The organism is Methylobacterium fujisawaense (assembly GCF_039619325.1).
Classification (GTDB): domain Bacteria; phylum Pseudomonadota; class Alphaproteobacteria; order Rhizobiales; family Beijerinckiaceae; genus Methylobacterium; species Methylobacterium fujisawaense.
This window is the reverse complement of sequence record NZ_CP155000.1, coordinates 1,529,454-1,553,359: the sequence shown is the minus strand read 5'-3', so window position 1 is coordinate 1,553,359 and position 23,906 is coordinate 1,529,454. Positions and strand designations below refer to the sequence as shown.

At 66.6% G+C, this 23,906-nt stretch carries 23 protein-coding genes and 1 pseudogene; 13 read left to right on the top strand and 11 right to left on the bottom strand.

What is annotated here, in order from left to right; all coding sequences use genetic code 11:
• The first annotated feature begins 213 nt into the window (after positions 1-213).
• Positions 214-1,992, top strand: coding sequence for a sulfoacetaldehyde acetyltransferase (xsc, locus tag ABC766_RS07525; protein ID WP_345821654.1), 1,779 nt, complete (start codon positions 214-216; stop codon positions 1,990-1,992).
• 121 nt (positions 1,993-2,113) lie between these two features.
• On the opposite strand, the gene ABC766_RS07520 is transcribed toward xsc, so the two are convergent.
• Both ABC766_RS07520 and ABC766_RS07515 read right to left on the bottom strand, forming a co-directional pair.
• A complete protein-coding gene (locus tag ABC766_RS07520; RefSeq protein WP_345821653.1) occupies positions 2,114-2,326 on the bottom strand; it encodes a hypothetical protein in 213 nt (70 codons plus the stop codon).
• A 119-nt stretch (positions 2,327-2,445) separates the two neighbouring features.
• Positions 2,446-3,270 (bottom strand): LysR substrate-binding domain-containing protein, encoded by an 825-nt coding sequence (locus ABC766_RS07515; protein WP_345821652.1) that lies wholly within the window; start codon positions 3,268-3,270, stop codon positions 2,446-2,448.
• A gap of 273 nt (positions 3,271-3,543) precedes the next feature.
• On the opposite strand from ABC766_RS07515, the gene ABC766_RS07510 reads away from it, so the two are divergent.
• The 4 genes from ABC766_RS07510 to ABC766_RS07495 all read left to right on the top strand — a co-directional run bounded on the left by ABC766_RS07510 (position 3,544) and on the right by ABC766_RS07495 (position 8,401).
• On the top strand, positions 3,544-4,848 hold the full coding sequence (locus ABC766_RS07510; protein WP_345821651.1) for an MFS transporter: 1,305 nt from the start codon (positions 3,544-3,546) through the stop codon (positions 4,846-4,848).
• 81 nt (positions 4,849-4,929) lie between these two features.
• A complete protein-coding gene (sauS, locus tag ABC766_RS07505; RefSeq protein WP_345822694.1) occupies positions 4,930-6,363 on the top strand; it encodes an acylating sulfoacetaldehyde dehydrogenase in 1,434 nt (477 codons plus the stop codon).
• Complete coding sequence (locus ABC766_RS07500; protein ID WP_345821650.1) at positions 6,360-7,487, top strand: succinate--CoA ligase subunit beta; 1,128 nt, start codon at positions 6,360-6,362, stop codon at positions 7,485-7,487. The genes sauS and ABC766_RS07500 overlap by 4 nt, the downstream gene beginning before the upstream one ends.
• Positions 7,484-8,401, top strand: a complete 918-nt coding sequence (locus ABC766_RS07495; RefSeq protein ID WP_345821649.1) for a succinate--CoA ligase subunit alpha — start codon at positions 7,484-7,486, stop codon at positions 8,399-8,401. The genes ABC766_RS07500 and ABC766_RS07495 overlap by 4 nt, the downstream gene beginning before the upstream one ends.
• A 45-nt stretch (positions 8,402-8,446) precedes the next feature.
• Here ABC766_RS07495 and ABC766_RS07490 read toward each other — a convergent pair whose 3' ends face one another.
• Complete coding sequence (locus ABC766_RS07490) at positions 8,447-9,463, bottom strand: histone deacetylase family protein (RefSeq protein WP_345821648.1); 1,017 nt, start codon at positions 9,461-9,463, stop codon at positions 8,447-8,449.
• Positions 9,464-9,619: 156 nt separating this feature from the next.
• Between ABC766_RS07490 and ABC766_RS07485 the strand changes: the two genes are divergently transcribed.
• The 6 genes from ABC766_RS07485 to ABC766_RS07460 all read left to right on the top strand — a co-directional run bounded on the left by ABC766_RS07485 (position 9,620) and on the right by ABC766_RS07460 (position 16,942).
• Positions 9,620-11,314: a GMC family oxidoreductase gene (locus ABC766_RS07485; RefSeq protein ID WP_345821647.1), complete on the top strand. Its 1,695-nt coding sequence runs from the start codon at positions 9,620-9,622 to the stop codon at positions 11,312-11,314.
• 85 nt (positions 11,315-11,399) lie between these two features.
• Complete coding sequence (locus tag ABC766_RS07480) at positions 11,400-12,767, top strand: MFS transporter (protein ID WP_345821646.1); 1,368 nt, start codon at positions 11,400-11,402, stop codon at positions 12,765-12,767.
• Positions 12,768-12,830: 63 nt separating this feature from the next.
• Entirely contained in the window at positions 12,831-14,039 is a 1,209-nt protein-coding gene (locus ABC766_RS07475) for a molybdopterin-dependent oxidoreductase (protein WP_345821645.1), read from the top strand.
• 11 nt (positions 14,040-14,050) lie between these two features.
• Positions 14,051-14,371 carry a cytochrome c gene (locus ABC766_RS07470; protein ID WP_345821644.1) on the top strand — a complete coding sequence of 107 codons (321 nt, stop codon included), beginning with the start codon at positions 14,051-14,053 and terminating at the stop codon, positions 14,369-14,371.
• A gap of 20 nt (positions 14,372-14,391) precedes the next feature.
• Positions 14,392-15,498 (top strand): YeiH family protein, encoded by a 1,107-nt coding sequence (locus ABC766_RS07465; protein WP_345821642.1) that lies wholly within the window; start codon positions 14,392-14,394, stop codon positions 15,496-15,498.
• Between the two features lie 475 nt (positions 15,499-15,973).
• A complete protein-coding gene (locus ABC766_RS07460; RefSeq protein ID WP_345821641.1) occupies positions 15,974-16,942 on the top strand; it encodes a substrate-binding domain-containing protein in 969 nt (322 codons plus the stop codon).
• 39 nt (positions 16,943-16,981) lie between these two features.
• Here ABC766_RS07460 and ABC766_RS07455 read toward each other — a convergent pair whose 3' ends face one another.
• From ABC766_RS07455 to ABC766_RS07420, 8 genes are all read right to left on the bottom strand, one after another.
• Positions 16,982-17,185 carry a hypothetical protein gene (locus tag ABC766_RS07455; RefSeq protein ID WP_342141169.1) on the bottom strand — a complete coding sequence of 68 codons (204 nt, stop codon included), beginning with the start codon at positions 17,183-17,185 and terminating at the stop codon, positions 16,982-16,984.
• Positions 17,186-17,202: 17 nt separating this feature from the next.
• Complete coding sequence (locus tag ABC766_RS07450; protein ID WP_345821640.1) at positions 17,203-17,673, bottom strand: hypothetical protein; 471 nt, start codon at positions 17,671-17,673, stop codon at positions 17,203-17,205.
• Positions 17,673-17,972, bottom strand: coding sequence for a hypothetical protein (locus tag ABC766_RS07445; protein WP_345821639.1), 300 nt, complete (start codon positions 17,970-17,972; stop codon positions 17,673-17,675). The genes ABC766_RS07450 and ABC766_RS07445 overlap by 1 nt, the downstream gene beginning before the upstream one ends.
• Positions 17,973-18,002: 30 nt before the next feature.
• Positions 18,003-18,935, bottom strand: a complete 933-nt coding sequence (locus ABC766_RS07440) for a c-type cytochrome (RefSeq protein WP_342141166.1) — start codon at positions 18,933-18,935, stop codon at positions 18,003-18,005.
• Positions 18,932-19,678: a c-type cytochrome gene (locus tag ABC766_RS07435; RefSeq protein ID WP_342141165.1), complete on the bottom strand. Its 747-nt coding sequence runs from the start codon at positions 19,676-19,678 to the stop codon at positions 18,932-18,934. The genes ABC766_RS07440 and ABC766_RS07435 overlap by 4 nt, the downstream gene beginning before the upstream one ends.
• Before the next feature lie 348 nt (positions 19,679-20,026).
• Entirely contained in the window at positions 20,027-20,125 is a 99-nt protein-coding gene (locus ABC766_RS07430) for a DUF2474 family protein (RefSeq protein ID WP_342141164.1), read from the bottom strand.
• Positions 20,125-21,135 carry a cytochrome d ubiquinol oxidase subunit II gene (gene cydB, locus ABC766_RS07425; protein ID WP_342141163.1) on the bottom strand — a complete coding sequence of 337 codons (1,011 nt, stop codon included), beginning with the start codon at positions 21,133-21,135 and terminating at the stop codon, positions 20,125-20,127. Before cydB ends, ABC766_RS07430 begins: the two co-directional genes overlap by 1 nt.
• Before the next feature lie 12 nt (positions 21,136-21,147).
• The gene (locus tag ABC766_RS07420; RefSeq protein WP_345821638.1) at positions 21,148-22,572 is read right to left on the bottom strand and encodes a cytochrome ubiquinol oxidase subunit I; all 1,425 of its coding nucleotides are present in this window, start codon (positions 22,570-22,572) and stop codon (positions 21,148-21,150) included.
• Positions 22,573-22,803: 231 nt separating this feature from the next.
• Between ABC766_RS07420 and ABC766_RS07415 the strand changes: the two genes are divergently transcribed.
• Together ABC766_RS07415 and ABC766_RS07410 are read left to right on the top strand one after the other, a co-directional pair.
• On the top strand, positions 22,804-23,463 hold the full coding sequence (locus ABC766_RS07415; protein WP_342141183.1) for a peroxiredoxin: 660 nt from the start codon (positions 22,804-22,806) through the stop codon (positions 23,461-23,463).
• Positions 23,463-23,732 (top strand): annotated as a pseudogene (locus tag ABC766_RS07410) (ArsR/SmtB family transcription factor); the annotation flags it as partial. The gene ABC766_RS07415 and the pseudogene ABC766_RS07410, both read left to right, overlap by 1 nt.
• Positions 23,733-23,906: the final 174 nt, after the last annotated feature.

The window sequence follows — 23,906 nt, the reverse complement described above, 5'->3', positions numbered from 1 at the left end:
AAAAAAACGAGATTTCTGTTGCGGCGACTCGAATGTGCGTCCATGAATGGCCTGCAAGCGCTCCCCGGGTCGAGACGGCGGGTGGGGCGCTGCGACACCGGGTGGGGACACTAAGTCGAGAGGCTGGATCACGTCCCCCAGGCGAGGGTCGTAGGAAGGCCCGGTACGGGCCGGTGCGGGGAAACGCCAGGGAAAACGCCAGGAGAGCGCGCCATGAGGATGTCCACGGAAGAAGCCTTCGTGAAGGTGCTGCAGATGCACGGCATTGAGCACGCCTTCGGCATCATTGGTTCGGCCATGATGCCGGTCTCGGACCTCTTCCCGAAAGCCGGCATCACGTTCTGGGACTGTGCCCACGAGACGAATGCGGGCCTGATCTGCGACGGCTACACCCGCTCGACCGGCAAGATGGCGATGGCCATCGCCCAAAACGGCCCCGGCGTCACCGGCTTCGTCACCGCGATGAAGACCGCCTACTGGAACCACACGCCGATGCTGCTGGTCTCGCCGCAGGCGGCCAACAAGACGATCGGCCAGGGCGGGTTCCAGGAAGTGGAACAGCTCAACCTGTTCAAGGACATGGTCTGCTATCAAGAAGAGGTACGCGATCCGTCCCGCGTGGCGGAGGTGCTGAACCGGGTCATCGAGAAGGCGTGGCGCGGCTGCGCGCCCGCGCAGATCAATGTCCCCCGAGATTACTGGACCCACGTCATCGATATCGAGTTGCCGCAGATCGTGCGCCTGGAGCGCCCGGCGGGCGGGCGTCAGGCCATCGCCGACGCGGCGGAGATTCTCTCGGGCGCCAAGTTCCCGGTGATCCTGGCGGGCGCGGGCGTGGTGATCGGCGACGCAGTGCGCGAGACGGCGGCGCTGGCCGAGCGGCTCGATGCCCCGGTCTGCTCCGGCTACCAGCACAACGATTCGTTCCCCGGGAGCCATCCGCTGGCGGTCGGCCCGCTCGGCTATAACGGCTCGAAGGCAGCGATGGAGCTGATCGCCAAGGCCGACGTAGTGCTGGCACTCGGCACTCGCCTCAACCCATTCTCGACCCTGCCGGGCTACGGCATCGACTATTGGCCGAAGCAGGCCAAGATCATCCAGGTCGACATCAATCCAGATCGCATCGGCCTCACGAAGCCGATCACGGTCGGCATTTGCGGCGACGCGCGGCAGGTCGCCCGGCAGCTTCTGGAGCAGGTGACCTCAGAGGCCGGAAATGCAGGCCGCGAGCAGCGCAAGGCGCTGATCCATCATACCAAGTCGGCCTGGGCGCAGGCCCTGACATCCCTCGATCACGAGGACGATGATCCGGGCACGACGTGGAATCGGGAGGCGCAGGCCCGCGACAGCGATCGGATGTCGCCTCGCCAAGCGTGGCGGGCGATCCAGGCCGGGATGCCGCGCGACGCGATCATGTCGACCGATATCGGCAACAACTGCGCCATCGGCAACGCCTATCCAAGCTTCGAGCGCAGCCGGAAATACCTCGCACCGGGCATGTTCGGCCCATGCGGCTACGCTTTCCCGTCCATCGTCGGCGCCAAGATCGGCCAGCCGGACACCCCCGTCTTCGGCTTCGCGGGGGACGGGGCCTTCGGCATCTCGATGAACGAGATGACCTCCATCGGCCGAGACGAGTGGCCGCCGATCACCATGGTGATCTTCCGCAACTATCAGTGGGGCGCGGAGAAGCGGAACACTGTGCTCTGGTACGACAACAACTTCGTTGGCACGGAACTCGACCCCAAGCTCAGTTACGCCAAGATCGCCGAGGGCTGCGGCTTCAAGGGGGTCCGGGTCGACAACACCCGCGACCTGACCCAGGCGATTCAGCAGGCTGGCGAAGACCAGGGACGTGGCATCACAACCTTCATCGAGGTGATCCTGAACCAGGAACTCGGCGAGCCCTTCCGGCGTGATGCGATGAAGAAGCCGGTTCCGATCGCCGGCATCGAGAAGTCGGATATGCGCCCGCAGCGCCCGCCGGTCTGATAGTCGACATCGAACTTTCACGTCACTGCAAGCAATGCGAAGCAATTCAGGGCAGCGACCCGCCCCCTGGATTGCTTCACTGCGTTCGCAATGACGGCTGGGATGTCACCTACGCAGCGAGTCAGTTCCCCGGAAATAGCAGGGCTTCGTTCTGCTCGTTCCGGCCGACCTCAAGCATGTGCCATTTGAGGCCCGCCACAACGCGCTCGACGTCGAAGCCCGTGCCGGCGGGGAGCATGGGACGGGGGGCGGCATGGGTGTTCGCCACCATCATTATCGCGTAGAGCGCAGCGAGGATCGGTAGGATGTCGCGTGCGCGTTCGAGATGGTTCATGGCAGCCGGAGCGATCGTCAATTCACGGAAGTGAATTAGCACCTAGTCTGCTGCACCGCAAAAACAATCGCGTCGCACCGCCGCATTGCCGGGTTGCTTGGCAGGCGGGGTTGAAGCGCTCAGCCGCCGATGTTGCCGAGTTCTGACAGGATATACTGCGCTAAATGATCGACGGCGCAGGAGACCTCGCCCGCCTTGCGCTGCATCACGATCCTGAGGGCCGGCAGCTCCGGCAACCCGCTCGCGGCAGTAAGCTGCCGTATCGCCCCGTCCACTGCGCATTGCGGGAAGATCGAGACCGCCAGCCCTGCATGGACCGCCGCCTGAAGCCCGGCGATGCTGTCGCTCACCGCCGTGATCGTCCAGCTTCGGTCGGTTTGGCCCAGGGCGTCGAGGGCGCATTGGCGGTAAAGGCTTCCCGCCGGCAGCAGCGCCAAGGGAAGGGGTGAGCGCGAATCGAGGTCGAAGTCCCGCGCTGCCACCCAGACCAGGGGCTCCTCCCGCACGATGACGCCGCCCTCCTGATCCGGCTGTTTGGTCATCAGCGCGAGATCGATCTCCTCCCGGATGAGGGCGGCGCGCAATTGGTGGCTGCGCGAGCAGCGCAACTCGATCTCTACCTGTGGGTAGACCCGGGCGAAGCCCGCGAGCACCGAGGGCAGCAGGAAGGCGGCGTAGAGGTCCGGCACGCCGAGCCGCACCCGGCCGGCAATGTCGGGGCCTCCGAATCGGTCGCGGATCTCGTCGTTCAGGCTCAGGAGCTTGCGGGCATAGGCGAGGAGCACCTCTCCGTCGCGGGTCAGGGCCCCGTGCCGCCGCTCGCCGTCGAATAGGGGGCGGCCCAGCGCCCGCTCCAGCCGGTGCATCTGGTGCGTGATCGCCGGCTGGGTCCGCCCGACCTGCTTTCCAGCCAGCGTGATGCTCCCGGTATCGTGAACCGCCACGAACGTTCTGAGCAGCGGAATCTCAAGATCCGGAATCATATCGATCAATTTTCTGAATGATTGGGATGAAGAGAATATATTTCTCCTGCGATCACGCAATGGTTAGCGTGCCCTCATCGGATTGTGAGGGACCAAAAATTCGGGCTTCAGACCCGATGCCCCCCGCGCCGGTCACGGTGGAAGCGCAAAAAGGACGCCGGGTTCTCGTGGCCCGCACGCCGTCGCATGCGGTCGAATCGAGGAAGCCCGAGCGCCCCCTTTCAGGAGGGCGGAATGCTACGGCTCGTACGCTTTAAGGCGACGGACAAAGTCCTATTCGTCATCTGCCTGATGTACCTGATCACCTACATCGATCGGGTGAACATCGGCACGGCCGCCCCGGCCATGCAAAAGGAACTGGGGCTCACCAATGTCGAGCTGGGCCTCGCCTTCTCGGCCTTCGCCTATCCCTACGCCTTCTTCCAGATCGCAGGCGGTTGGCTCGGCGACCGGCTGGGACCGCGCAAGACGCTCCTGATCTGCGGCGCGATCTGGTCCGCCGCCACGATCATGATCGGCTTCGTGGAGGGAGCGATGTCCCTCGTCGCGGCCCGCTTCCTCCTCGGCATCGGCGAGGGCTCGGCTTTCCCTACGGCCACCAGGGCGCTCGCCAACTGGATGGCCGCCGACCGGCGGGGCTTCGCGCAGGGCATCACCCATGCCGCCGCCCGGCTGGGCAATGCCCTGACGCCGCCGCTCATTGCCTTCTTGATCGTCGCGCTCTCCTGGCGTGACAGCTTCATCATCATCGGTGTGATCAGCTTCGCCTGGGTCGGCCTGTGGTGGTTCTACTTCCGCGACGATCCCCGGGACCACAAGGGCGTCACCGAGGAAGAGATCGCCGTTCTGCCGCCGGTGAAGATCGCGGGCGCGCGCCGGGCGGTGCCGTGGGGGCCGCTCTTGCGCCGGATGCTCCCGGTGACGCTGACCGACTTCTGCTATGGCTGGACCCTCTGGCTGTTCCTGAACTGGATCCCCTCCTACTTCCTCCACCAGCATCATCTCGACATCAAGAAATCCGCGATCTTCGCCTCGGGCGTGTTCTTCGCAGGCGTCGTCGGGGACACGGTGGGCGGCATCGTCAGCGACAAGATCCTGAGGCGTACGGGCGACGTCTCCAAGGCTCGCGTCAGCGTCATCGTTGTCGGCTTCCTCGGGGCCTTCGTCTTCATGCTGCCGGTGCTGTTCACCACCGACCTGCTCACCATCACCCTGTGCCTGTCCGGTGCGTTCTTCTTTGCCGAACTGATCGTTGCGCCGATCTGGGCGGTGCCGATGGACATTGCCCCGCAATATTCAGGCACGGCCTCAGGCTTTATGAACTTCGGCTTCGGCCTCGCCGGCATGATCTCCCCCGTCGCGTTCGGGCTGATCATCGACATGACCGGCCGCTGGGACCTGCCGTTCATGGCCTCGCTGGGCCTGCTGCTCCTAGGCGCCGGCCTCGCCCTGCGGATGCGGCCCAACGAGCCCTTCGTGGACGCTCCCCGGGACGAGCCCATCCTCACCAGTCCCGTCTCGGTCAGGCCCACAGCCTGACCGGCCCCGGCTCCGCGCCGTCCCACACCGACCCGAAACACCCTCCACACCAAGGAGCGCGCCATGTCGCCTGCCGCTGTCATGCCCCTCGCCATGCCGGATGATCCGGCCGCCCAGGATCCCGTCGCCGCCGTGATGGGACGGGCGCGGGCCGCCCAACGCCTCTTCGCAGAAGTCGATCAGGCTCGCGCCGACGCCGCCGTGCGGGCCATCGCCTGGTCCCTGTACAAACCGGAGAACGCGAAAGAGGTCGCGGAACTCGCGGTTGCCGATACCGGCCTCGGCAACGTCGCCGACAAGATCGTGAAGAAGCAGCGCAAGACCTTCGGGACCCTGCGCGATCTCCTGCGGGCCAAGTCGGTCGGCATCATTGAGCACGACGAGGCCCGCGGCCTCGTGAAATACGCCAAGCCCATGGGGGTAATTGGGGCAGTAACGCCCTCGACCAATCCCGGCGCCACGCCGGTCAACAAAGCGATGATGGCGATCAAGGGCCGCAATGCCATCGTCATCGCCCCCTCGCCGCTCGGCTACCGCACCACCGCCCGCGTGGTGGAGTTAATGCGCGGCGAACTGGAGGCGATCGACCTGCCCGCCGACCTCGTGCAGATCATCCCGTCGCCCGTCACGAAGGACTCGACCGAAGCCCTGATGCGCGCCTGCGACCTCGTCGTGGTCACGGGCTCGCAGGACAATGTGCGCAGGGCCTATTCCAGCGGGACGCCGGCCATCGGCGTCGGCGCGGGCAACGTACCGGTAATGATCGACGAGACCGCCGACCTCGACGCCGCCGCCGAGAAGATCCGCGACTCGAAGATCTTCGACAACTCGACCTCCTGCTCGTCCGAGAACGCGGTGGTCATCGTGGACGCGGTCTACGACCAAGCGATCGCCGCCTTGGAACGGGCCGGTGCCTATCTGTGCATGCCCCAGGAGAAGCAGCGCATCGCCGAGCGGCTGTGGGTGCGCGGCAAGCTCAACCGCGATTTGATCGCGAAGGACGCCGACGTGCTGGCGCGCGCCTTCGACCTGCCGCCGGCGGCAAGCGGAAAGAAGTACTTCCTCGTAGAGGAGGAAGGGATCGGGCGCGGCGCCCCGTTCTCCGGCGAAAAGCTTGCCCTCGTGCTCACCGTCTACCGGGCGAAGGACTTTGCCGACGCCAAGAGGACCGTCGAGAGGATTCTCGACCACCAGGGTAAGGGCCATTCCTGCGGCATCCACACCACCGACATGGCCCGAGCCCAGGAGCTCGCCGAAGACCTCGACGTGGTGCGCGTGCTGGTGAACTTCGCCCACACCTTCGGCAATGGCGGCGGATTCAATTCCGGCCTCGGCTTCACCTTAAGCATGGGCTGCGGCTCCTGGCAGAAGAACAGCATCTCCGAGAACCTGAGCTACCGCCACTTTCTCAACATCACTCACCTCGTCACGCCGATCCCCGAGGACAAACCGAGCGAAGACGAGTTGTTCGGTCCCCACTGGGACGCCATCGGTCATCGGGAGGATGCGCGATGAACTTTCTGGAGCATGTCGCCAAGGCTCGGGTGCTGGCCCCAGCCGGCATTCCCGTCCCGAAAGCCATCCACTGCGTGACCGCGGAGGATGCGGCCGTCGCCGTGGCGGAACTAGGACCCTGCATGGTCAAGGCGCAGGTCCCGACCGGCAAGCGCGGCAAGGCCGGCGGCATCCGCGCCGCCATGACGCCCGACGAGGCCCGGGAGGTCGCGGATGCCATCCTCGGGATGACCATCGACGGGCACCGGGTCGAGTCAGTGCTGCTTGAAGAGCGCGCGGCCATCGCCCGCGAGTTCTACGCCGCGATTCTCACCGACACCGAAAGCCGAACGCCCCTCCTGCTGTTCTCAACCGAGGGCGGCATGGACATCGAGGAGGTCGCTGCCACGCGGCCCGAGGCGTTGCGCCGCCACCGGGTCGATCTCGACCACGGCTTCGGTGAGGCGGAGGCCCGCGCTCTCCTCGACGGGCTCGACCTCGGCCCGGCGCGTGAGCGGATCGAAGCGATCCTTCCCGCCCTCTACCGGGCCGGCGGCAGCGTCGATGCGGAACTGATCGAGATTAACCCGCTGGCCCTTCTGGAGGACGGACGGGTCGTCGCCCTCGACTGCAAGCTTACCCTCGACGATGCGGCGGCGTTCCGGAATTCGGATCTCGCCCGAGATGCCTCCCCCGAGCCGATGACCGCCCTCGAACGGGAGGGTACGGCCCAGGGGCTGAAGTTCATTCAGCTCGACGGCAATGTCGGCGTTCTCGCGAATGGCGCCGGGCTCACCATGACGACGATGGACGTTATCGGCCATTGCGGCGGGCGCCCGGCGAACTTCCTGGAGATCGGCGGTGAGGCCTACACCAAGTCGGAGGCGGCGCTGAAGCTGGTGCTGGCCAATCCCGGCGTGAAGAGCCTCGTCGTCAACTTCTGCGGCGCCTTCGCCCGCACCGATGTGATGGCCGAGGGCGTCGTGACTGCGTGGAAGCGCCTCAACCCGGAGGTGCCGGTCTTCTTCTCGATCCACGGCACCGGCGAGGACGAGGCGGTGCGCCTCGTGCGCGAAGGGCTCGGGGTCGAGCCCTACGACCTGATGGAGGACGCGGTGCAGGCCGCGGTGGAGGCAGCCCGATGACCATCTATCGCCAGAACGCACGCGTCCTTGTTCAGGGGCTCACCGGCAAGCAGGGAAGCTTCTGGACCGAGAAGATGCTCGGTTGCGGCACGCAGGTTGTGGCCGGCGTCAACCCGAAGCGGGCGGGAGAGGAACACCTCGGCCTGCCGGTCTACGCCACGGCGCGAGAGACCATGGCCGGTACGCCCTACGACTGGGCGGTGATGTTCATTCCCCCTGCCGCCGCGAAGGCCGCCGCCGTCGACGCCATCGAGGCAGGCACGAAGACCCTCGTGGTGCTGACTGAGCACATCCCCATGCGGGACGTGCTCGCCATCCACCATGCGGCGCGCGCCCACGGTACGCGGATCGTCGGTCCGAACACCGCCGGGGTGGTGACGCCGGGTGAGGGCTTCGTCGGGATCATGCCGGGACACAACCCGAACATCTTCCAGCCGGGGGAGATCGGCGTGATCTCTCGCAGCGGCAGCCTGGGCACCTTGGTCTGCCTGAACCTGACACGGTCAGGCTACGGCCAGTCGGCCTTCCTCGGCATCGGCGGCGACCCGATGATCGGCACCACGACCCGCGACGCGCTTGTGGCGCTGGATCGGGACGAGCGCACCCGTGCCGTCGTCCTCGTCGGCGAGATCGGCGGGGCGATGGAGGAGGCGGCGGCCGAATACGCCGCTGGGATGAGCAAGCCGGTGGTCTCGTTCATCGCCGGCCGGGCCTCGCCGCCGGGCAAGAAGATGGGCCATGCCGGCGCCATCGTCTCCGGGGATCGCGGCAGCTACGCGGGCAAGCGCGCGGCCCTGGAAGCGGCGGGCGTGGCCGTCGCAGACACGCCGGGAGAGTTGCCGGAACTGCTCCGCTATGCCCTCGGACACCCGGTGCCGGAAGCAGCCGGATTGGCATTGCACACGGTGATATGAGCGCAACGCTCCCTCCCCCCCAGAGGGGGAGGGATATGCCGGGGTCTATCTGAACCCCTCGAGAAACGCCGCGAGGTTGCGCGGCAGCGCGGGGCAGAGGTAGCCCCCCTCCTGCACGATGGCCGTGGGCAGCCCCGCCCCCGCGACGAGTCCGGCGGCTTCACCGAAGCCCCGGGTCGTCACCTCGAGCGCCCCAATCGGATCCTCCTCCGAGGCGTCCAGTCCAAGCGCCACGACGAGGGCCGCCGGTCCGAATGCGGCGATGGCGGAAAGCCCCTCGCGAATCGCCTCAAGCCACACTGAATCCTCCGACCCCTGCGGCAGGGGCAAGTTGCGATTGAAACCCTCTCCCGGTCCGGCGCCAGTCTCGTCGGCATAGCCCGCGAAGTAGGGGAAGTAATCGATCGGGTCGGCATGGACCGAGACGGTGAATACGTCCGCCCGCTCGTAGAAGATGCCCTGTGTGCCGTTGCCATGGTGGACGTCGATATCGAGGATCGCGACCCGGCCGCCGCTCGTGGCACGTAACCGTTCGGCGGCGATGGCACTGTTGTTCAAATAGCAGAACCCTCCGGCCGAATCGGCATAGGCGTGGTGCCCCGGCGGCCGGCACAGAGCGTAGGCGGGGGCTCCCGTCAGGGCGGCGTCGGCGGCCGCGATGGCGACCTGCGCCGAGCCGTAGATCGCATCCCAGGTCCCCGCCCGGATTGGTGTCGACGTATCGGCGGTGTAGAGGCCGATCAGCCCGAGCAAGCCCTCCGGTCGGCGGTGCATATGCGGGCGGGCGAAGTGCCCCGTCAGGATCTCGTCCGTGGAGCCCGGCAACTCCCCTCGGCGCGCCCAAACGTCCCGTAAGAAGGCGACGTAGCCCGAATCGTGGGTGGCGAGGATCGGATCGAGTCCGAAATCCCCCGCCTCGCTCACCCTGTGCCCGCCGGACTGCACCACCTCCAGCAGGACTGCGTAGCGCTCAGCCTGCTCGGGATGGTCGACGATCGCGCCGCGCCGAAAGTAGCGATCCGGATCGTGCCGAAGGCTGTCGCCACGGTGGAACACCTGCATCGCACCACTCCCTGCCCATCGGCGTCGGCCCCGTATCGAGGGGCCAAACCTGTCTCGTGAAATCACCGGCAGCCATATTGACACACCGGCAAACCTCTCATCAAATAGAACATAACGTACCGTTTTTCGAGACAAACCCTCGAAACGGAGAAGATCTTGAGGAAACACCCTTCATCCGCGGATGCGCCCGAGCGCATCGCTTGCGATTACGTCGTGGTCGGCGGCGGGACCGCCGGTTGCGTCCTGGCCAACCGCTTGTCAGCGGATGGGCGCCACCGGGTCGTGCTGCTCGAAGCAGGCCCCCGGGACAGCTCCCCCTGGATCCACCTTCCCATCGGCTACGGGAAGACGATGGTTCACAAGACCCTGAACTGGGGCTTCTCGACCGAGCCGGAGCCGGCCATGAACGACCGGGCGATCTACTGGCCCCGCGGCCGGACGCTCGGCGGCTCGAGTTCGATCAACGGGTTAATCTTCGTCCGTGGGCAGTCGGACGATTACGACCACTGGGCCGAACTCGGGAATCACGGCTGGTCCTGGCGGGATGTGCTGCCTTACTTCATCCGCAGCGAGCACAATACCCGGGGTGCGAACGCCGCCCACGGGGGCGACGGCCCGCTCTGGTGCTCCGATATCCGCCACAAGCACGAACTGATCGAGCGGATCATCAAGGGCGCGGGGGAACTCGGCGTCCGCCGCACCGACGATTTTAACGGCGGCGACCAGGAGGGGGTGGGCTACTACCAGCTCTTCACGCGCAACGGCCTCCGGTGCAGCACGGCGGTCGCCTATCTGCGCTCGGCCGAGAAGCTCCCGAACCTGCGGGTTGAGACGGACGCCCACGCGACGGGGGTGATCCTCGACGGCACCCGCGCCACCGGCGTCCGGGCCCGGATCGGGGGCCGTGAGGTCGAGATCGCGGCGGCGCGAGAAGTGATCCTCGCCGCAGGCGCTCTCCAAAGCCCGCAACTCCTGCTTCTGTCGGGGATCGGCCCCGCCGATGCGCTCAGCCTGCACGGCATCCCGGTGCGGCACGAACTGACCGGCGTCGGTGAGAATCTTCAGGATCACCTGCAGATCCGCCTGATGTACCGCCTCTCCAAGCCGATCACCACGAACGACGATCTGCGCACCCTGTTCGGCAAGGCGCGGATCGGCCTACGCTGGCTCCTGACCCGAAGCGGCCCCCTCGCGGTCGGCATCAACCAGGGCGGGCTGTTCACCCGGGTGATGCCGGGGCCGGGCACGCCCGACGTGCAGTTCCACTTCGCCACCCTCTCGGCGGACATGGCCGGCGGGCAGCCGCATCCCTGGTCCGGCTGCACCTTCTCCGTCTGCCAGCTGCGGCCGGAATCCCGGGGCACCGTCACCCTGCGCAGCGCCGACCCGTTCGCGGCGCCGGTGATGCGGGCCAACTACCTCGCCACCGAGACCGACCGGCGCTGCACCGTCGAGGGCATGAAGTTCGCCCGGCGACTCGCCGCGACGCAGGCCCTGCGCCCGCTGATCCTCTCCGAGGAGAAACCTGGTCCCGGGGTTACGGACGATGCCGGTCTCCTCGCCTTCGCCCGCGCGTCGGGAGCAACGATCTTCCACCCGTCGGGCACCTGCAAGATGGGCACCGATCCGGCAGCGGTGGTCGACCCGGCGCTACGGGTCCACGGCCTGAGCGGGCTGCGCGTGGTCGATTGCTCGATCATGCCGACGCTGGTCTCCGGTAACACCAGCGCCCCGGTGGTGATGATCGCGGAGAAGGCCTCCGACCTGATCCTGGCCGAGGCCCGGGAGGCCGCGCAGGCCCGTACGACGACCCCGCGCGGGGTACCGCTGGCCGAGCCGGCGCATTCCTGAGGACGGACGACGAGAATCACGAGAGACGCCCGGTGAAGGCGTCCGTGATGCGAGGACAACGCCAGACTATCAGAGGGAGGGACGGATGTCGTATCGGGAGCAGGGATCCGCACAGCCCGGTGGAGGCAAGATCGGTCAGGTCGTCATGGCCTCGCTGATCGGGGCGACGATCGAGTGGTATGACTTCTTCCTCTACGGGGTCGTCGCCGGCATCGTCTTCAACAAGCTCTACTTCCCCGTCAGCGACCCCCTCGTCTCGACCCTGCTCGCCTACGCGACCTTCGCCGTCGGCTTCATCGCGCGGCCCCTCGGCGGCGTGATCTTCGGGCATTTCGGCGACAAGGTCGGCCGTAAGAGCATGCTCGTCATCACCCTGATGCTGATGGGCGTGGCGACCTTCCTCATCGGCATCGTGCCGACCTATGCGCAGATCGGCGTCGCCGCGCCGATCCTCCTTCTCCTCCTGCGTGTGCTGCAGGGGATAGGGCTCGGCGGTGAGTGGGGTGGCGCGGTGCTGATGGCCTTCGAGTACGCGCCGAAGGAGAAGCGCGGCTTCTATGCCAGCATCCCGCAGATCGGCCTGTCGCTGGGTCTGTGCCTCGCCTCCGGTGTGGTCGCTCTCCTGTCCTACGGTCTGACCGAAGAGCAGTTCCTGGCCTACGGCTGGCGGATCGCCTTCCTGCTCAGCGTCGTCCTCGTCGCGGTCGGCGCCTACATCCGGCTCAACGTGATGGAGACGCCTGAATTCGCCAAGGTCAAGCAGGCGAACCGCGAGGCGGACATTCCCTTCGTGTCGATGATGAAGGGCTACCCGGCGGAGATTGTCGCCGGCATGGGCGCTCGCATGGTCGACGGCGTGGTGTTCAACATCTTCGCCGTCTTCGCCATCGGCTACCTGACGCAGACCCTGAAGGTGCCGCGCACCGAGGCGCTGCTCGGCGTCACCGCCGCCGCGATCGTGATGTGCGCGACGATCCCGTTCTTTGGCTGGCTGTCCGACCGGCTCGGACGGTCTAAGGTCTTTGCCTGGGGCGCCGTGGTCTCGGGCTTCGCCGCCTTCCCGGCCTTCTGGGTGTTCGTCACCCATCCCGAGGACATCCGGGCGATCTGGTTGGCGATCATCATCCCGTTCGGGATCTTCTACGCCGCGATTTACGGGCCGGAGGCAGCCTTGTTCTCGGAATTGTTCTCGGCGCGGGTGCGCTACACGGGCATCTCGTTCGTGTATCAATTCTCCGGGATCTTCGCGAGCGGCCTGACGCCGATCATCGCCACGGCCCTGCTGCAGTATTCAGGCCCCGCCAATCCGTGGCTCGTCTGCGGTTACTGCGCCCTGTCGGGCGTCGTGAGTGCCGTGTCGGCGATGTGGATTGCCCGGATTCACCGTCGTCGCCTTCTGGAGGAGACGCCCCGGCATCCCTCGGGGGGCAGCGTCCGTCCCCAGGTAGCCTGAGAATACGCCTGGCGGTCGGGTCTCCCGGCCGCCGAACCACGACAGCGGTTCGAGGAGGTCCTGATGAACCAAGCTCCCACTCGGCGCGGCATCCTGGCAGGCGGTGGACTCGCGCTCGCCGCCTCTGGCCTCGGCCTTCGTCCGGCCTCCGCTGAAGAAATGGTGCAGCTTCCGTTCGGCAACGGCGAGCGGCCCCTGGTGGCCTATCCCGGCAAGCGCCCGCTCTTGCAGATGACGGCCCGGCCACCGCAGTTGGAGACACCCTTTGCGGTCTTCGATCGCGGTGCGATCACCCCGAACGACGCCTTCTTCGTGCGCTACCACCTCGCGGACATCCCGACCCGGATCGACCCGGCGGCCTTCCGGGTGGAGATCGGCGGGCAGGTCGAACGCCCGCTCTCCCTGTCGCTCGCAGACCTGAAGGCGATGCCCGGCACCGAGGTCGTGGCAGTCAACCAATGCTCGGGTAATTCACGCGGCTTCTTCAATCCCCGGGTCGCCGGCGGGCAACTCGCAAATGGCGCGATGGGCTGCGCCCGCTTCACCGGCGTGCCCCTGAGGGCGGTGCTCGACAAGGCGGGTGTGAAAGCCGGGGCCGTGCAGGTCGCCTTCGAGGGGCTCGACGGGCCAGTGCTCCCCGAGACGCCGGACTTTGCCAAGGCGCTCACCCTCGATCACGCCCGTGATGGGGAGGTGATGCTGGCCTGGGGCATGAACGGGCAGGACCTGCCCTGGCTCAACGGCTTCCCCCTGCGCCTCGTCGTTCCTGGCTATTATGGGACCTATTGGGTCAATCACCTCAACGCGATCACCGTCCTCGACAAGCCCTTCGAAGGCTTCTGGATGAAGACCGCCTACCGCATCCCGGACAACGAGTGCGGCTGCACCGAGCCCGGCAAGGCGCCGGACAAGACCGTCCCCATCGGCCGCTTCACCATCCGCTCTTTTCTCACCAATCTGACCGAGGGGGCGCAGGTAAAGGCCGGGCCGGTGGGCCTACGCGGCATCGCCTTCGACGGTGGCTCGGGGATCCGTCAGGTCGAGGTCTCAGCCGACGACGGTAAGACCTGGCGGCCCGCCAAGTTGGGCGAGGATCTTGGCCGCTACGCCTTCCGGACCTGGACGACGGAACTCGATCTGACGCCGGGCGAGCACGCCCTGCGCGTCCGGGCCACGGGCAACGACGGCGGCACGCAACCGATGGGGCCGCGCTGGAACCCCGCCGGCTATCTGCGCAACGTGGTCGAGACCATCCGCGTGCGGGCGGCGTGAAGGAGGCGGGAATGCACAAGGTCTACACCCTGTCGGCGCTCCTTGCCGTCGTCCTCGCCCCCGCGGCCCAGGCCTCGCCGGACACCTACGCCCTGCCGGAGCCGACCGCCCAGTTCAAGCCGGCGCCGGATGCGGGCCACGCGGTGGGCTTCCAGGCCGCGCAGGAGAATTGCGTGACCTGCCACTCGGCCGACTACGTCGCCATGCAGCCACCGGGCAAGGGCGCGGCCTTCTGGGACGCGGAAGTGACCAAGATGGTCAAGGTCTACCACGCGCCGATCGAACCGGCGCAGGCCAAAGTCATCGCGGCCTATCTCGGGGCGGCCTACTGACGAGCCGCGGGGAGACAACGATGACAGCCAGGATTGCCGGCCACCTGGGGGCTTCGTCCGGAGAAGCGGCGGTGGCCAAACCGGCCCCCTTCGTCTGGGCCGGGTCGGTGGGCAGCCTGCTGCCGGGGCTGCTCCTGTGCCTCGCCATCACCGTCGTAGCCCAGTCCCTCCAATGGGGCGAAGAGCACCTCACCGGCCACCCCTACGTCGAGGCTCTGGTGCTGGCCATCCTCCTTGGAACGGCCCTGCGCACCGCCTGGGTGCCCGGCACCCGCTTCCGCGCCGGCATCGCCTTCTCCGCCAAGCAGGTTCTGGAAGTCGCCGTCACCCTGCTCGGCGCCTCCGTTAGCCTCGGCGCCATCCTCGCCTCCGGCCCGGCCCTCCTCGCCGGCATCGTTGGCGCCGTCGCCCTGACCATCCTGGCGAGCTGCACCATCTGCCGAGCGCTCGGCTTGCCCGTGCGCATGGCCCTGCTCATCGCCTGCGGCAACGCCATCTGCGGCAACTCCGCCATCGCGGCCGTCGCCCCGGTCATCGGCGCCGAGAGCCGGGACGTGGCCGCAGCCATCGCCTTCACTGCTGTGCTTGGCGTGCTGATGGTGCTCGGCCTGCCGCTCTTCGTGCCTCTCCTGAGCTACACCGACACCCAGTACGGCGTTCTCGCAGGCTTGACCGTCTACGCCGTACCGCAGGTACTTGCCGCCACCCTGCCGGTGAGCGCGCTGGCGACGCAGGTCGGCACGCTGGTGAAGCTGGTACGGGTGCTGATGCTCGGGCCCGTCGTGCTGGCGCTCTCGCTGATCGCCCCGCGGCTGCCGGCGGAGGGGGCGAGCGGCAAGGCGGGCTTACGCAAGCTCGGCTTCTTTAAGATGGTGCCGTGGTTCATCCTGGGCTTCCTGGTGCTCGCCGCCCTGCGCTCCCTGGGCCTCGTGCCGGATGCTTGGGCGGCGCCGTTGTCGCGCTTGGCGGGCTTCCTAACGATCGTGTCGATGGCGGCCTTGGGACTTGGCGTCGACGTGCGGGTGCTGGCGCAGGTCGGTGGACGAGTGACCCTGGCGGTGACCGCCTCGCTCCTCGTCCTCCTCGCCGTCGCCGTCCTGCTGATCCGGAGCCTGGGGCTCGTATAATCGACTATGGCTGAGTGCACCGAGCACGCTCAACCTGCATTGCGATGTCCGCTTTCGGTGCTCTGACGAACGTCGTCGAACGGCAGAGATGGGCGCGAAGCAGTCAATCGAGGGTCAAGCTCGGGCGGCTGCTTGGCGCCCAATACGGCCGTCCAGTAAACTCCGGCACCTTCTCCAAAGCGGACCATCAAGAAATTCCGCCTTTAGCTCTATGGGATACTCAGCTACCCTTCACGCTGCCACTTCCATTATCCTCAATACGGACCTCACCTTCCCGCCGGTCTCACCCCCAGCCACGTCGGCAGCGAGTTTGACGTCTTCGTACCAAGGGACGTCATTGTAGCTCGGTGCCGTTTCCGGAAATTGCACGCCGGTCAGGAGCTGGCCGGGGCTTCACAACTCGTCCTTAAGCTTGACTTAAGTTGCAGCGTCCAATGGCGACGTCTCCGTCCAGCGTTAGAGGGAGACGATTTCGATGCCACAAATCCGATTTCTCAGCCTTGCTTTGGGATGCTATTTGCTTGTGATTCAAGCCTTCCCGAGCCACGCGATCGAGACCCCCGTAGACCGATTTCCCCCTTGGCAGGCTGGGGCCAACAACCCTGCCTCTGACAAGGGGCTGGAGTTCACGGTCAAGGAGGCCGACAACCTCGCCGACTTCCACGGCGATCTGACCAACGCGCGCCTCGTGCTCTATGTGGGCGGCAACTACTTCTTCGCCATGGCGCCGCTGGTGGCGGCCTTCGAGGCGAAACACCCTGAGCTCAAAGGCCGGATCTACTACGAGACGATTCCTCCCGGTCTGCTCGTCCGACAGATGAAGGCCGGCGGGCGCATCACCGTCGGTAACATGACTTGGACGGCCAAGCCCGATGCGTACTTCTCGGGTCTCATGGCGGTGAACCGGCTCATTGAGGCAGGCGATCTTCTCGGCCCCCCGACGATCTACGCGACCAACCAGCTTGCGATCATGGTGCCCAAAGGCAACCCGGCGGGCATCAAGAGCTTGGCTGACCTTGCGCGACCGGGACTGACCCTCGCCATGCCCAACCCGGAATTCGAAGGCGTCGCCCGCCAGATCAAGGCCTCCCTGGCCAAGGCGGGGGGCGATGGCTTGGTAAAGGCCGTCTATGAAACGAAGGTCGCCGACGGGACGACGCTTCTGACGCGAATGCACCATCGCCAGACGCCGGTCTGGCTGATGCAGGGACGCGCACAGGCCGGGGTCACATGGCGTTCGGAGACGTTGTTCCAAGAGCAGGTTGGATTGCCGACCGAGCGCATCGACATCCCGGACGAGGAGAACGCCACCGGCATTTATGCCGGAGCGGTCGTGAAGGACGCCGCGCATCCGGCCGAGGCGAAGCTCTGGCTGGACTTCCTCATGGGCGACAACGCGCGAGCGGTCTTCGCCCGTTATGGTTTCGGCCAATACCGGCCATGAGGACCACGGACCATCGTCGTGACGCCGGGCCGGTTCGCCTCATCGGCGGACCGGCGAGGGCTTCAGGATGCGGGACAGGGCGCGGTTGAGCTTGCGCAAGGCGCGGTCGTCGCGGGTGCAGAGATCGTGGGTGAAGGCCTCCTCCAGATAAACCGCCTCCGCCGATCGTTTCGTCCGGTCGGCGGCCTCGACCTCCGTCACCGCGCCGAGGACGAGGATCCCGACGAGAAGGCGGGCGCTCACGCGCTGCACTATCGACCTCACTTCGCATAATGAAAGCCGGCCTGCTGCAACTCAGGCAGCGTGCCGACGGCGCCGGGGGTCAGGACAACGCCCGGTATGAGATGGTTTGTCAGCTCCGCCGCCAGCGCATCGTGCGAGAGCTTGTCCGGGTTCAGATCGCGCCGGATGAGCGTCCCTGCCTGTTCCCAGATTGCGTTGTGACACGAGAGGAATACGACGCCCCGGGCCATCAGCACCGGAATGGTGTTGTTCTCCGGCGAGAACATCCCCGCCGGGTCCTGGTAGTTTGCGGCATCGGCCTGAGCCGCTTTCTTCGGCAAGATCAGCGTATTGGTCTTGAACGCCTCACCCGCGAGCTTGGTGAGTTGATACTTGTCCCACATCGCTTGGTCGTAGAGAGCGACGTTCGCCGATCCGTGGGTCGCTGAGGCGGCCAGGAAATCGGGATGCTTGAAGGACCAGACTTGGTTGTTCAGGGCATTGCGCATCAGGTTAAGCCACGGCCCGCCGATGTCGGTATTGTCCCAGACTTGGCGGGGCCTCCCTTGTAGGCGATCACCTCCGACAGGGCCTCGTGGTCCCAGAGATCCGGCCGGTCGAGGATCATCGGCACGGTCTTGAAATCCCGCCGACGCGGGGCCTTCGCCAGACGATCTGTGAGGTCCCGCAGGGTTTGGCTGCCCTGGGGCAGATCGGCGGTGGAGGTCGCCCCGGCGGGGCGTACCTCCGCCAAGCCAGCGGCAAGACCGGCGCCGAGGGCGAGCAGACTGCGGCGTTCGAGGGTCATGACTGTCCTCTCAAGGGATGCGGTTGTGGTTCAGCGCGGCACGGTCCCGGCGGGCGGTGCCGCCTCACCGAGTGTCACGCCGTCCACGGCCTGACCGTAGAAATCGTAAGGGCTGTCGTGATGGGCCTTGCGGGTCGCCGCGAGATCGCCGGTGAAGCGCGGGTCCTGGGGACGCTCGCGGCTGTCGATATAGGCGGCAACGTCCCAGGCTTCGGCATCGGTGAGGCTGTTGCCCTGGCTCAGCGGCATGTTGGCCTTGATGAAACCTGCCGCGTTGACGACCGAACTCATCCCCGCGCCCCAATTGTAGGAGCGGGCCCCCCACAGTGGCGGGAACACGATCGTCCCGTCCGGGCTCGCCTGCCCGGCGCCGTCGCCACCGTGACAGAGGGCGCATTTCGTGGCGTAGACCTCTCGCCCATGGGCCAGATCGAGGCCCTTGGGCTTGGTGAGCTTCGGGTACCCCTGCCCGGGAAGCTTCACCCCTACGGGAGCCCCGTGGGCGAGAAAGGCGGCATAGGTTTCCAGCGCGACCAGGATGGGATCGCCCAGCGGGGGCGCCTTGCCGTTCATGCTGTAGCGGAAGCAGCCCTGAAGCCGCTCAGCGAAGGTATTCACGTGTCCATTCTTCGCCCGGTAGGCCGGGTAGACGAGATAGGCCGCCCAGAGGGGAGCGGAATGGCCGAGGCGGCCCCGGTCAAGATGACAGTTCGTGCAGCGCAGATCGTTGCCGACGAAGGCCCGCGCCTCGGCGCCCGTGTCGCGAAAGATGCGCTCGCCCAGGCGAATGACCTTGCCGAAGTCGTCGTCGGGGATGGCGGAATCGGGCTGGGGCACGAAGGGAGGCGCGGTTGTCTCAGCCCCTACGGAACCGAGGGGTGTCAGGACCGCGAGGCCCCCCATCGCAGTTGCCAGCGCGAGACAGGCTGCGGACCGTCCGGTGAAGCGCGTCACAAGGTTCATCGGCCGCCTCCGATCGCCGTGGCAGGGAGAGCGGCGTAGTAGGCAGCGACGGCGGTGGCATCGTCATCGCTCAGCCGGTCGGCGATCTCCTTCATCAGCCTGAAGGGATCGTTGCGGCGTGTCCCGGCTTTCCAGGCGGAGAGCTGCGCCGCGAGATATGCGGCCGGCTGGCCGGCTAGCGGCGGGAAGGCGGCGCCGACGCCCTGCCCAGCCGGGCCGTGGCATTGTGCACAAGCGGGCAGTGCCTTCGTCCACTCACCAGTCTGCGCCAGCATTCGGCCGCGGTTGGATGCCGTGTCGTCCGGCTGCGGTGTCCCGTCGGGCGGCAGGGCGCGGAGCCCGGCATAAAAGACGGCCAACGCCCGCCGCTCCTCCGGTGTCAGGCCTTGGGCGATCGGACCCATTATCTCATTGTCCCGGCTGCCGTCGGCGAAGCTATCGAGCTCGTGTGCGAGGTAGCCCTCCGCGAGGCCTGAAAGACGGGGAAAGCCGCCCTCGGTATTTCCGCCCCCGGCATCACCGTGGCACGAGGCGCAGGCCGGCACGCCGGCCTGCGTTCCGATGCGGGCAATTTCACCACCGTCCATGGCTCGTGCTGGGCAGACAGCAACACACATCAACAGTCCGCCGAACGCGATGCGGACACTCCTGCTCGCCGCCAGAGCCAACCTACGATTTATCGAAGGCACAGCGACGAGCGCAGGGAAGGCAAGGTGAGAAACTTTGAACGACGGTGCATACATGCTGCCATCCTCGCCGTCCTGCTTAAGCCAAGCTTAAGGCGGCTGCCCCCCCGCCCAACAAGGGATAGTCACTCAGTACAACTTTACCTCTTCGCGGCGATGCGCTGGAATCCCGGGCCTGAAGAAGCAATGTCGAGAACGACGGCACGAACACTCCTCTGGTCGAACGCGCCAACCTCCGCTCGACCTTCTCCGGGAGCGCGACAGCCGCCAAACCGGCCGTGGCTTCGGCCTCGCTATGGCAAAGGTAAGACTCGGCCCAATCGCGCAAGGGTGCCGACGAAGGGACGAAGCGTCCTGAGGGGGTGGCGTGCAGGATCACGGTTGCAATTGGCCGACCGACACCCTTCACACCGACTTAAGCAGCCACCGCAGCGGCAGGGCGATTGCGGTGAGGCTAGCCACGCTCATCGCCCAGATCAGCACGAACCAGCCGAGCTTGCGCATCAGTGGTACCCCGCTTCCGCCGTGACCTTGCCGCGGAACAGCCAGTACACATAGGCCGTGTAGGCCAGCACCAGGGGCACCAGCACCGCCGCCCCGTAAAGCAGGAAGGCTTGCGACTTCGGGTGCGTCGCCGCCTGCCAGATCGTGACGCTCGGCGGCACGATGTAGGGCCACATGCTGATGCCGAGCCCGATATAGGACAGCAGGAAGAAGCCGAGCGCGCAGAGGAAGGGGGTCACCTCCTCCCGCCGTCCCAGGGCATGGGCGAAGCGCCACGCCAGGAGCCCGACGAGGATCGGCACCGGTGCCCCGATGAACAGGCCGGGCAGGCCGAGCCAGCGGTCACGGAAGGGCGCGCTGAGGCCGAGCATCGCCGCCGAGACTACGGCGATGAGGACCAGCGTCGCCACCGCCAAGGGCTTGGCGAGGTTATACGCCCGGATCTGCAATTCGCCGCTGGTCTTCCAAATCAGCCAGCAGGCCCCGAGCAGGCCGTAGCCTACGACGAGCGCGAAGCCGGTCAGCACAGAGAACGGCGTCAGCCAGTCCCACCAACCGCCAGCATAGGCGCGGCCCTCGATCTTGATGCCCTGGACGAAGGCGCCTAGCGAGATGCCCTGGCAGAAGGCGGCCATGAAGCTGCCCCAGGAGAAGGCACGGTCCCACCACAGCTGCCCGCGCGGCGTCGCCATGCGGAAGCGCATCTCGAAGGCGACGCCCCGGAACACGAGGGCGAGCAGCATCAGGATCAGAGGCATGTACAGGGCAGGAAGGATCGTGGCGTAGGCCAGCGGAAACACCGCGAACAGCCCGCCGCCGCCGAGGACGAGCCAGGTCTCGTTGCCGTCCCAGACGGGGGCGACCGAGTTCACCATCACGTCCCGCTCGGCCTTGCCTCGCACCGCCGGGAACAGGATGCCGAGGCCGAGATCGAACCCGTCCATCGCCACGTAGAGGAACACGGCGGTGGCGATCAGGATCGCCCAGATGAGGGTGAGATCGAGTTCCATCGCAGGCTCTCCTCACTCGGCCGGTTGCAGGTGCGCGTCACCCGCCAGGGCGGGGGCTGGGGTGATGCCCGCCGTCCGCACAGGTTGGCCGACGGGAGGACCAGATTCGTGCGGACGTGGGGTCTGGTTGAACAGGTGGAACAGGTACCAGATGCCCGCCCCGAACACCGCGAAGTAGACCAGTGCGAAAGCCGCGAGCGAGGCCGCCACGGCGGGGGCGGCGATGGGTGAGACGCTGTCCGCCGTACGCAGCAGGCCATAAACCGTGAAGGGCTGGCGCCCGGATTCCGTCACCACCCAGCCCGCCGTCACCGCGATCAGCCCCGAGGGCCCCATCGCCACGGCGAAGCGGTGCAGCCAGGGCGTCTCGAACAGGCGGCCCTTGTACCGCAGGTACAGCGACCACAGCCCGAGGCCGATCATCAGCATCCCGAGCCCAACCATCACCCGGAAGGCCCAGAACACCAGCGGCAGGTTGGTCGGCCACGTGTCGCGCGGCAGATCCTTCAGCCCCGTGACCTTCGCGTCGAGATCATGCGCGAGATAGAGGCTCGCGAGGCCGGGAATGCCGATCTCGTACTTCGTCTCGGCGGCCTGCGCGTCGGGCCAGCCGAACAGGATCGAGGGCGCGCGGGTCACGCTGTCGAAGTGGCCCTCCATCGCCGCGACCTTGGCGGGTTGGTGGTGGTAGCTGTTCCCGCCGTGGAGATCGCCGAGCACCATTTGTACCGGGGCGACGAGAGCCGCCATCCACATGGCCATGGAGAACATCAGCCGGGCGCGGGGGTTGGCCCGGTCGCGCAGCAGGTGCCATGCGCCGACCGCGCCGACGATCATCGCCGTCGTCAGATAGGCCGCCGTCACGGTGTGGGCGAAGCGGTATGGGAAGGACGGGTTGAAGATCACGGCCGTCCAGCTTTCCGGCACGAACCGGCCGTCGGCATCGAGCGAATAGCCCGCGGGCGTCTGCATCCATGAATTGGCGGAGAGGATCCAGAAGGCCGAGAGCAGCGTGCCGCCCGCGACCAGACAGGTCGCCAGGAAGTGCAGGCGCGGGCCGACCCGCTCCATGCCGAACAGCATCACCCCGAGGAAGCCCGCCTCCAGGAAAAAGGCGGTGAGCACCTCGTAGCCGAGTAAGGGCCCAAGCACCGGAGCGGTCTTGTCAGAGAAGACCGACCAGTTGGTGCCGAACTGATAGCTCATGACCAAGCCGGACACGACGCCCATGGCAAAAGCCACGGCGAAGACCTTCAGCCAATAGCGATAGGTGTCGAGATAGACAGGCTTGTCTGTGGCGAGCCAGAAGGCTTCCAACACCGCGAGGTAGCTCGCCAGCCCGATGGTGAAAGCCGGAAACAGGAAGTGCCAGACGACCGTGAAGGCGAACTGGCTACGCGCGAGGTCGAGCGCGCTCGGGAGATGGTCGGCAAGCATCCGTCGGGCCCTGCCCCTGGTGGGAATGGGGACGTCCGCGAGGTCAAGCATGGATCGCACCGACCCTGGCCAGCCGCCGGAACGTCGCCCCGCCTTCATATGCCCAGGCTCAGGCATGTCAATACATATTTGTGATACGATCCCCAAACGGAATACCAAATCGCATATTGACCCGCGATCTCGTGGTAGTCACGATGTGTGAAATCCGCCCTCAGTTATGAGCTTTGTTTTATGGGTATCGAAATCGACGACGACCCGCTCGCGCCGCCGCCCGCGTGTCCGCCAATCATAGGGGACGCGGCGCCGAACTTCCGCGCGCGGACGACGATGGGCGCGCGGACGCTCGCTTCGTATCGCGGACGCTGGCTGGTCTTCTTCTCCCACCCGGCGGACTTCACCCCAGTCTGCACCAGCGAGTTCGTTGCGTTCGCCAATGCCTACGACGCCTTTCGGGATATCGACTGCGACCTGCTTGCTCTATCCGTCGACAGCCTTTCCTCCCACTTGGCCTGGAAGCACAGCATCGAGCAGCGTTTCGGCGTGCGGGTGCCCTTCCCCATCGTGGAGGATCCCGCCATGGGCATCGCCCGGGCCTACGGCATGCTGCCGGCCGGCTCGACGTCGAGCGCCACCGTCCGGACCACGTTCGTCATCGATCCGGAAGGCATCGTGCGGGCGCTGATCGCCTACCCACTGACAGTGGGCCGCAGCATCGCCGAGATCCTTCGGCTGGTGCAAGCGCTCCAAGCCTGCGACGCGTCGGACGTCTCGACGCCGGAGGGATGGCGACCCGGCGACCAAGTGCTCGTGAACCCGCCCCTGACGAGCGACGAGATCGCCCAGCCAGGCGCTGCGGGGCAGGACTGGTACTATCGCTTGGGAAGCCTGTGATGGCCTCCGGCACGGACGAGGCGACGGCGATCCTGGTCGCCGACCTGCTCAAGGTCGCCGCCAACCCGAACCGGCTGCGCATCCTGTATCTCCTGGCGGAGGGAGAGCGGTCCGTCTCGGAGATCGAGCAGCAGCTCGGCATCCGCCAACCGACGCTGTCGCAGCAGCTCGGGGAGCTGCGCAACGCCGAGGTCGTGGCCACGCGGCGCGAACACAAAGTGGTGTTCTACAGCCTGAGCGACGCCCGCATGCAGGCCCTCCTCGACGCGTTCGACGACATCCTGATCGCGGGCCGACCGCGGAGAAGCTTGCCCGCGCGCAGCCCGGATGCGCGAGCGCGAGCGCTCGGCCAGGCGGCGATGTTCGGTCAGGTCGGAGAACCTTGATGGACGCTGTCGCCCCGTTCCTCGCGCCGCTCGCCGGCGCTGCCCAGTCCTGCATCT